The organism is uncultured Caballeronia sp., assembly GCF_964243625.1.
GTDB lineage: Bacteria > Pseudomonadota > Gammaproteobacteria > Burkholderiales > Burkholderiaceae > Caballeronia.
Genome location: NZ_CAXTGZ010000292.1, coordinates 1 through 7291 on the forward strand (window position 1 = coordinate 1; position 7291 = coordinate 7291).

Consider the following 7291-nt stretch of genomic DNA (forward strand, 5'->3'; position numbering starts at 1 on the left):
CGACACGCGCATCGACCGGGAATTAGCCAATGCAAAACGGCTTCCGATTCTACCGGTTCACCAAAAAGCCTGCCGACGCATCATGCTGAGTGTTGCGGCCAACTTCATGTGCGTTAAAAAAATAACCCGCAAGAAGCGGGTTATTTTTCAATCGAACAGACCTTGAACGCCGCTCAAGGGGCCGATGCAGCCTTTGCAGCCGCAGACTTCTTCTCTGCGTTCTGGATGTTTTGCGGATAGTTGGTCTGGTCGCCGGCCGGGTTGTAGCCGTTCTTCTCCAGATCCTTCAGTTCCGCATTTTTCTTGGTGCGCGCTGCTTTCCGATCGGCCTTGCGTTGCGCCTTTTGCACTTGCTTCGGGGTGGAAGCGGCGGTATCGGTGGTTTGCGCCATTGCGACCGGGGCGGTCATTCCAGCAGTTGCCACTGATACGACGAGAGCCAATGCAGCCATGCGGATTCGGTACATATCGAGATTCTCCACGAAAAGCGGTTTTTTTGTGCGGCAGCGCCGGCGGCGTCTTCCGCGTTTGTCGTGCTGGACCTGCATGTTTCGTTACGTGCCGGTTATCCGCGCATCGGTCTTCGTAAGCCTTGTAATCTTTATGTGCGGGTAACTGATACGCGAACGTATATTAACCAACTCTATGTGCCTCCGTGTAGCACAAACGTAAGATGCAAATCAGCATTCGCGATGATAGAAATGACGCGAATGCTTCTTTGCACAATTCAGTTTGAGCGCACGGTCAGGAACGAAAGCACGCAGTCTTCCGCGTTGGGCGCTTGTCGATTGCGTTCGGGAAGTAATCCTGCTATCAAAATTATTATGCAATCCTTATTGAAATGCGATTCCGTGCACGTGCCCTTTTCAAAGATTGCGGGCAAAAAAAATCCACCCGGCTCCCGCCGGGTGGATTTTTCTTTGCGACTACGCTTGGATCTCAGAGGTACCTTGACTGCTGCGCCGCCGCGCTTCCGGGGAAGCTAAGCGAGTCGGTATGGAACCGGCTCACTCACCATTCGTCATCCAGCGGGGATCTGGATCACCAACGAAGCATGCATGATGAAGACCTGACACGCGTAGAGCTATCGGACGAATCCGACTGCTCAGCGGGGGACCTGGCCACTTGCCGGCGCAGCGGGATTCACTGCATTGACGAGAACGCGCGTACCCGGCACGACCGCCGCAACCGCTCCCGGCGAGTTGGCCTGCACGGTCAACTCGGCGCCTTGCGTGTCACGGAGTGTCACTGAGCCGCGCTGGCTATCCACGCTCGTTACCTGGGCGACAGTCTCCCTGCCATCTTGCGTGGGCACTGCGGCAAGTCTGGAAGATTCGAGCACGGTAAGACGAACCGGTCGCGCTGTCGTGCCATACACTGCGGTGCCTGCCTTGAGCTTGTCGAGGTTAGGGATGTTGGGGCCGACCTGGAACGATTCCGTGACGCCCTGAGCGTTTATCACGGTAACGCTGTGTGTGGCCGTATCCACCGATTGCACCTTGCCGCCAATGCGTACGTTCGTGGTGCCGTCGATAGACGCTGCAAACGCGCTCGTCATCAGGACGGAGGATGCCGCCGCGATCATGGCGATCTTGATGGATTTACTGGACTTCGATTTCATTTTGCTGCTCCTGCCGGACACTGAGGGTCTGCTCGTGCGCTGTCCGGTGTTCAATCGCACAAACTGTTCAAAAACGTGAACCCAGTTTGTTTTTCGAGATGAGCGATGTCAATTGAACCGGGGTATTTTTAGGTATCCTCCTATTCACGACTGTCGAACAGGAGCTACTTTAAAACAGTCAATTTCACAGCACGATGAATGACATTGCTTTCGAGCGTCGTACACTGTTGCAATCACGCCCCGCGTACTTATTTAGGATGACGCAGTCCATTACAATACGCGCCTGCAATCTTTGCCCGGCATCGGGCGATGGGGAAATACCATGTCTCTTCTCGACGTGGACACTATCGATTACGTCGGCGTGAACATCCTGTTCAAGCGCGTGTACGTCGGCATCTTCGACGACCTCGACTGGGATGATGAAGCCACGCATTTTTCGTTGCTGACGAAAAAGATAGATCGTTACACGCAGTACGTCCGCTCCGGCCAGTTGCTGGCGGCTTACCCACGCGTGCGAGGTTATCCGGTGATCATCGAATATGTCGCCATGCGGCCAATGACACGTACCGCGGAGGCGTTCTGGAAGACGCGCGAGACAATCATCCGCGCGGTGGGGTTCGATGTCCGCTGCCGCACAGTAGATGTGCGGCATGCCACAGCACCTGACTCAGTCGTCGCTGATGTCGTCGGGACTACGAACGTGAAGAGCGGCGTGCTGGTGGATACCCGGCTGGAATCCGTTGCCGACGTACTCGATCTTGCGATGCCGCCAGCGGCCGAGACGAGACATTCGAATGAGATCGTGCGAGTCGACCATCATCCGATTCTGGTGATGCATAAGAAAACATCGTCCGGACGGTGAGCTTTCCGAATCGCATGATCGGATTGTGACGAATTTGTGAATTTGACCAAAACAAAAAAGGCGAAGCCCCTACGGGCTTCGCCTTTTTTTCACTTTACGGCGCAGCAAGCATTTGCCTGATGCAAATGCGGTGCAGCTTTTCGTTATTCGCCGCCGACGTTCGTCGGCAAACGGCGTTTGTGCGAGATCGCGACCGGGCGCTTGGAATCCCCATCGCGCGAACTGCCCGAACTGGTGCGCGCCGCGCCTGCGGTGAACGCCTTGCCGGTGTCTTCCTGGATGGTCGAGATGGAATGCTTGTAGACCGCCTGAATGCCGGCAGCCGAGCTCAGCATGACCAGGTACTGATCAAAGGATTCGATGTGACCAACCAGCCGAACCCCGTTCACGAGGAAAATTGCGACACGCTTGCGCTCCTTGCGAGCCGCGTTCAAGACATCGCTCTGACTTTGCTGCTGGGATTCTGTAGCCATTCTTATTCGACCTGACGTTAGTATTTCGGGCTCATTTCGGCAGACATCCGCCGAAACATGGGTCAATGATGCCAGATCATCGGCCGTCGCATTGTTTGCCCCCATTCGAGCGTGTTCGGTGCATGGAGTTCAAATTTCACTGAAATCGTGGTCCCATACTACCCCGCTGGAATTTCCCGCGCACATTGTCGCTCGACAACGGCAATATAAAAACGGACAAAGTCTCTCTGTTCAACGCCTTTCGAAACGATCGCCGACAAAACGCAGGCGGAAAAAAAGCTGTCATGGCCAAATGCGTCGGTCATGACAGCTTTGTCGTTCACGCTATTGAAGGCAGCACGCGGCAAACCTGCCGCGTTGCCCGGTCCAGAATTACTGGGCCGGAGCCGGGGCCGCCTTTTTCTGCTTGTGCTTGAACAGATGCGGCTTGCCGCGCGAGCTGCCCGGCGTCGACGAGTTGTCGCCGCCCGTGGTCGGTCCGGCCGTTGCCGCGCCGTGCGCATTACCGCCACCGCCGCCACCGTTGCCGTTGCCGCCGCCGCTCTGGGCCATGGCCAGGCCGGATGCCGCCATCAACAGCGCGGATAAGGAAACCAGTGCGATCGCTTTCATTGTAAATCTCCAAGGAACGTCATTTTGTAGTGGTTTGCGGATCATCCGGTTTTACGCCCGATGATCGACATCTGGACAACGCGTCGAATGTAATGGATTGCCCGCACCGCTTCAACACTAGTTTCTACCGACAACGCTGGTTTAGGCGCATGAAGTCACGCCGGCGGCCCGGGAAGCAGGGTAATGAGCTGTCCCGCGACGCTGTCGAGTATTTCCTTCGATAAAACCGGGTCCGACACCGCCCGCGCCAGCCCGATTGCGCCAAGGCACGCAGTGAATTGCAGAATGGCGCGAGCGCGGCGTGCGGCGGGGTCGGCAATATCGAGCAGACTTTCCGAGAATCCGATGTTGTGTTTGACGCGCTCGGTGTACACGTCGCGCGTGGCGTCGCTACTGCGCGCGACGTCACCCAGCAGCGCCCCCAGCGCACAGCCCCTGCCTGGCGAATCCCGGTGCGCTTCGCTCAGATAATCGCGCACGCCCATCTCGAGAGACTTGACCCGTGCTTCCCATGCGTCAAGGCTTTCGAACGCGACGTCGAGCGCTTCGGTTACCAGCTCGTCGCGCGATTCGAAGTGCTTGTAGAAACCGCCGACGGTCATGCCGGCTTCCTTCATCACATCGGCGACGCCGATACCATCGAGTCCAAGCTCCCTGAAGCGCCGCGCCGCCACTTCGACAATGCGCTGGTGCGTTGCCGCCTTCTCTGCTTGTGAATGTCCCATGAGTTGCGTTCGTCCTTTGGCGGGGCGCCTGGAAACGCGCCCCAGGGAATTGATTTTATACGCTGTCTTGTCTGGAGTTTCGCGCGGCCTTCCAACCGGTTCCTGTCACCTCACGCCCCTGCTTTGAAAAAGCGGTTTTCCGGCCGCGGCAGGCCGAGATTTTCCCGCAACGTTCGGCCTTCGTATTCACGCCGGAAAATGCCGCGAGACTGCAGTTCCGGCACGACTTTATCGACGAAATCGTCCAGGCCGCCGGGCAGGTACGGGAACATCACGTTAAAACCATCCGAGCCCCCTTCAACGAGCCATTGCTCCATCTGGTCGGCGATCATGGAGGGCGTGCCCACCATCTCAAGCCCCGAGTAACCGCCTACGCGCTGCGCGAGCTGGCGAATCGTGAGGTTGTCGCGCGCCGCCCATTCGATCACGCGTTCCCGGCTGCTCTTGCTCGCATTCGTCTCGGGAATCTCGGGCAGCGGACCATCGGGATCGAAGCCGGAGACATCGTGGCCGAGCATGATGCAAAGCGATGCAATACCGCTGTCGTAGTGCACGAAGGTATCGAGGAGCGCGCGTTTTTCCTGCGCTTCCTCGAGCGAATCGCCGATCACGACGAACGCGGCAGGCAGGATCTTCAGGTGTTCGGGATCGCGGCCAAGCCGCTCCATGCGGCCTTTGACATCGGCATAAAAGCACTGGCCTTCGGCAAGTGTCTTCGGCGCGGCGAAGACGGCTTCGGCGGTTTCGGCCGCGACCTGGCGTCCCGCTTCCGATGACCCCGCCTGCACGATGACCGGCCACCCCTGCACCGGCCGCGCGATGTTGAGCGGGCCGCGCACCGAGAGGCTCTTGCCCTTGTGGTTCAGCACGTGCATCTTCGCGGGATCGAAGAAAGTGCCGCTTTCAACATCGCGGACAAAGGCGTCGTCGGCCCAGCTATCCCAGAGTCCGCTCACGACATCGAAAAACTCGCGGCCTCGCTTGTAGCGCTCGCCGTGTTCGACGTGTTCGTCCAGTCCGAAGTTGAGCGCGGCATCGGGATTCGCTGTCGTCACCAGGTTCCAGCCGGCGCGGCCGCCGCTCAAATGATCGAGCGACGCAAAGCGCCGCGCTACGTGGTACGGCTCTTCGAACGTGGTGGACGCCGTTGCAATCAATCCGATGTGCTCGGTCACCGCGGCAAGCGCCGAGAGCAACGTGAGCGGTTCGAACGAGGTCGCCGTGTGGCTTCGCCTCAATGCCTGGGTAGGCATGTTGAGCACCGCGAGATGATCGGCCATGAAAAACGCGTCGAAACGCCCGCGTTCCAGCGTCTGCGCGAAGCGCTTGAGATGCGCGAAATTGAAGTTGGCATCGGGGAAGGCGCCGGGGTAACGCCACGCCCCGGTGTGAATGGTGGCCGGGCGCATGAAAGCGCCCAGCCGCAAGCGACGTTGCGTGGTCATAAAGCTCCGCTCGAGCGTTGATCGAGATGCCCCTGCGTCTTTTGTCTTTTGTTCAAAAGAGGCAGGCACATGGTCCATGGACGATCACCATCCGTAAAATACGTCGGCTGGCGAAAACGTGCACAAACGGCGTTCAACGCAAAAGCCGCCGGCCACGATCAGGCGGCGTGCACTTCGAATGCATCGACACGATCCTGATAGAACGCGAGATGACCCTTGATCTCCACCACCGCCGGATACGTGTCCTCGTAAGTCCACACCGCATTCGCCGAACGCTCGCCACCAAGCGGGATGCTGTAGTACGAACACTCGCCTTTGTACGGGCAATAGGTTGCGTGATCCGTGCGTTCGAGCAAGGACATGTCGACGTCCTTGCGAGGAATGTAATAGACCGGCGGATACGATGCCTCATGCACGGTGAGCGCTTCGCGGGTATCGGCGAGTACGCGCCCGCCTATGGACACCGTGATACGCGACGGATTCGGCTCGATCGTGATCGGATGATCGGGCCCTGGAATCTTCACTGTCTTCGTCATGACTTCTGCTCCTGGACTGCGGGTTAGGTGATGCCGTGTGTTGCAGCGTATCGGAAAGCGGATTTTTCTGCCGTGTACGGGCTGCTGCGTGCGGGTTGCATGCGGGTTGGATCGTCCCGTAGCCTCGCCCCCGGTGAATCAAAATACAATGGCGCAGCTCAAACGCCGTCCGGCTTCGCGCAATCCATCCTCTGGAGCTTCGCCCCATGGCACTCGGAAATATCAACGATATCGCCATGTTCGTCGCCGTGGTGAAGGCGGGAAGCTTCACGATCGCCGCAAAGCAGCTCGGGCTCACGCGCTCGGCAGTGGGCAAAAGCATCGTGCGTCTCGAGCAGCGCCTGAACGTGCGTCTCCTCAACCGCACGCCACGCAGCCTGAGCCTCACCGATGACGGCGAGGTGTTCTTTTCGCGTTGCACGCAGATACTGGATGACCTCGAGGAAACCGAACTCGCAATGGCCGTACGCAGCGCGAAGCCCACCGGTGTGTTGAAGCTCAGCGTGCCTTCGGGCCTGGGACATCGGCATGTGATGCCGGTTATCGAATCGTTCCTGCAGACATGGCCCGATGTGCGCGCCGAAGTGAGCTTCACGGACCGGTTCGTCGACCTGATCGATGAAGGAATCGACATTGCGTTGCGCATCGGCGATCCGCGTCCCGACTCACGTCTCATTGCCCGCACGGTCGCGCAGCAGCGCTTGCTGACGTGCGCATCGCCAGACTATGTGAAGGCGCACGGTACGCCGAAAACGCCCGGCGATCTCCTTGGCCACGAGTGCCTGTTTTTCATGAGCGCGGGACGGCCGCAACCCTGGACGTTCAACGATCCCGCCACGAACGAAGTGAGCCACGCGACGCGCCTGCAAATGGACAGCGCAGAAGCATTGGTCGCGGCCGCCGTGCACGGTTTCGGCATCATCAACATGCCGACGTATCTGCTCGAAGACAACGTGCGCGCCGGCAAGCTCGTGCCCATGCTGCGCGAATTCCAGCCCGAGACCCAACCCATCCGCG

At 58.7% G+C, this 7291-nt stretch carries 9 protein-coding genes; 2 read left to right on the forward strand and 7 right to left on the reverse strand.

Annotation, left to right across the window (positions count from 1 at the left end):
- Window positions 1-173 precede the first annotated feature (173 nt).
- Entirely contained in the window at window positions 174-452 is a 279-nt protein-coding gene (locus tag ACFFAR_RS19235) for a DUF4148 domain-containing protein (protein ID WP_086381724.1), read from the reverse strand.
- Between the two features lie 653 nt (window positions 453-1105).
- Entirely contained in the window at window positions 1106-1621 is a 516-nt protein-coding gene (locus ACFFAR_RS19240) for a hypothetical protein (protein WP_144022115.1), read from the reverse strand.
- Window positions 1622-1943: 322 nt separating this feature from the next.
- Here ACFFAR_RS19240 and ACFFAR_RS19245 point away from each other — a divergent pair, with 322 nt between their 5' ends.
- Entirely contained in the window at window positions 1944-2483 is a 540-nt protein-coding gene (locus tag ACFFAR_RS19245; RefSeq protein WP_062002589.1) for a DUF6572 domain-containing protein, read from the forward strand.
- A 143-nt stretch (window positions 2484-2626) separates the two neighbouring features.
- Here the strand turns inward: ACFFAR_RS19245 and hfq are convergent, their stop codons facing one another.
- The 5 genes from hfq to ACFFAR_RS19270 all read right to left on the reverse strand — a co-directional run bounded on the left by hfq (window position 2627) and on the right by ACFFAR_RS19270 (window position 6274).
- Window positions 2627-2956 (reverse strand): RNA chaperone Hfq, encoded by a 330-nt coding sequence (gene hfq, locus ACFFAR_RS19250; RefSeq protein WP_062002588.1) that lies wholly within the window; start codon window positions 2954-2956, stop codon window positions 2627-2629.
- A 372-nt stretch (window positions 2957-3328) separates the two neighbouring features.
- Entirely contained in the window at window positions 3329-3568 is a 240-nt protein-coding gene (locus ACFFAR_RS19255) for a hypothetical protein (protein ID WP_062002587.1), read from the reverse strand.
- A 155-nt stretch (window positions 3569-3723) separates the two neighbouring features.
- Window positions 3724-4293 (reverse strand): TetR/AcrR family transcriptional regulator, encoded by a 570-nt coding sequence (locus ACFFAR_RS19260; RefSeq protein ID WP_062172340.1) that lies wholly within the window; start codon window positions 4291-4293, stop codon window positions 3724-3726.
- A 110-nt stretch (window positions 4294-4403) separates the two neighbouring features.
- The gene (locus tag ACFFAR_RS19265) at window positions 4404-5738 is read right to left on the reverse strand and encodes an LLM class flavin-dependent oxidoreductase (RefSeq protein WP_375508281.1); all 1335 of its coding nucleotides are present in this window, start codon (window positions 5736-5738) and stop codon (window positions 4404-4406) included.
- Window positions 5739-5896: 158 nt separating this feature from the next.
- Complete coding sequence (locus ACFFAR_RS19270) at window positions 5897-6274, reverse strand: DUF427 domain-containing protein (protein ID WP_375508282.1); 378 nt, start codon at window positions 6272-6274, stop codon at window positions 5897-5899.
- Between the two features lie 206 nt (window positions 6275-6480).
- Here ACFFAR_RS19270 and ACFFAR_RS19275 point away from each other — a divergent pair.
- Window positions 6481-7291: LysR family transcriptional regulator (locus tag ACFFAR_RS19275; RefSeq protein WP_375508283.1), on the forward strand; the 811-nt coding region annotated here is incomplete at its 3' end.

Coding starts and splice junctions, on each gene's coding strand:
- ACFFAR_RS19235 (WP_086381724.1), bottom strand. CDS start 452: ATGGCTGCATTGGCTCTCGTCGTATCAGTGGCAACTGCTGGAATGACC.
- ACFFAR_RS19240 (WP_144022115.1), bottom strand. CDS start 1,621: ATGAAATCGAAGTCCAGTAAATCCATCAAGATCGCCATGATCGCGGCG.
- ACFFAR_RS19245 (WP_062002589.1), top strand. CDS start 1,944: ATGTCTCTTCTCGACGTGGACACTATCGATTACGTCGGCGTGAACATC.
- hfq (WP_062002588.1), bottom strand. CDS start 2,956: ATGGCTACAGAATCCCAGCAGCAAAGTCAGAGCGATGTCTTGAACGCG.
- ACFFAR_RS19255 (WP_062002587.1), bottom strand. CDS start 3,568: ATGAAAGCGATCGCACTGGTTTCCTTATCCGCGCTGTTGATGGCGGCA.
- ACFFAR_RS19260 (WP_062172340.1), bottom strand. CDS start 4,293: ATGGGACATTCACAAGCAGAGAAGGCGGCAACGCACCAGCGCATTGTC.
- ACFFAR_RS19265 (WP_375508281.1), bottom strand. CDS start 5,738: ATGACCACGCAACGTCGCTTGCGGCTGGGCGCTTTCATGCGCCCGGCC.
- ACFFAR_RS19270 (WP_375508282.1), bottom strand. CDS start 6,274: ATGACGAAGACAGTGAAGATTCCAGGGCCCGATCATCCGATCACGATC.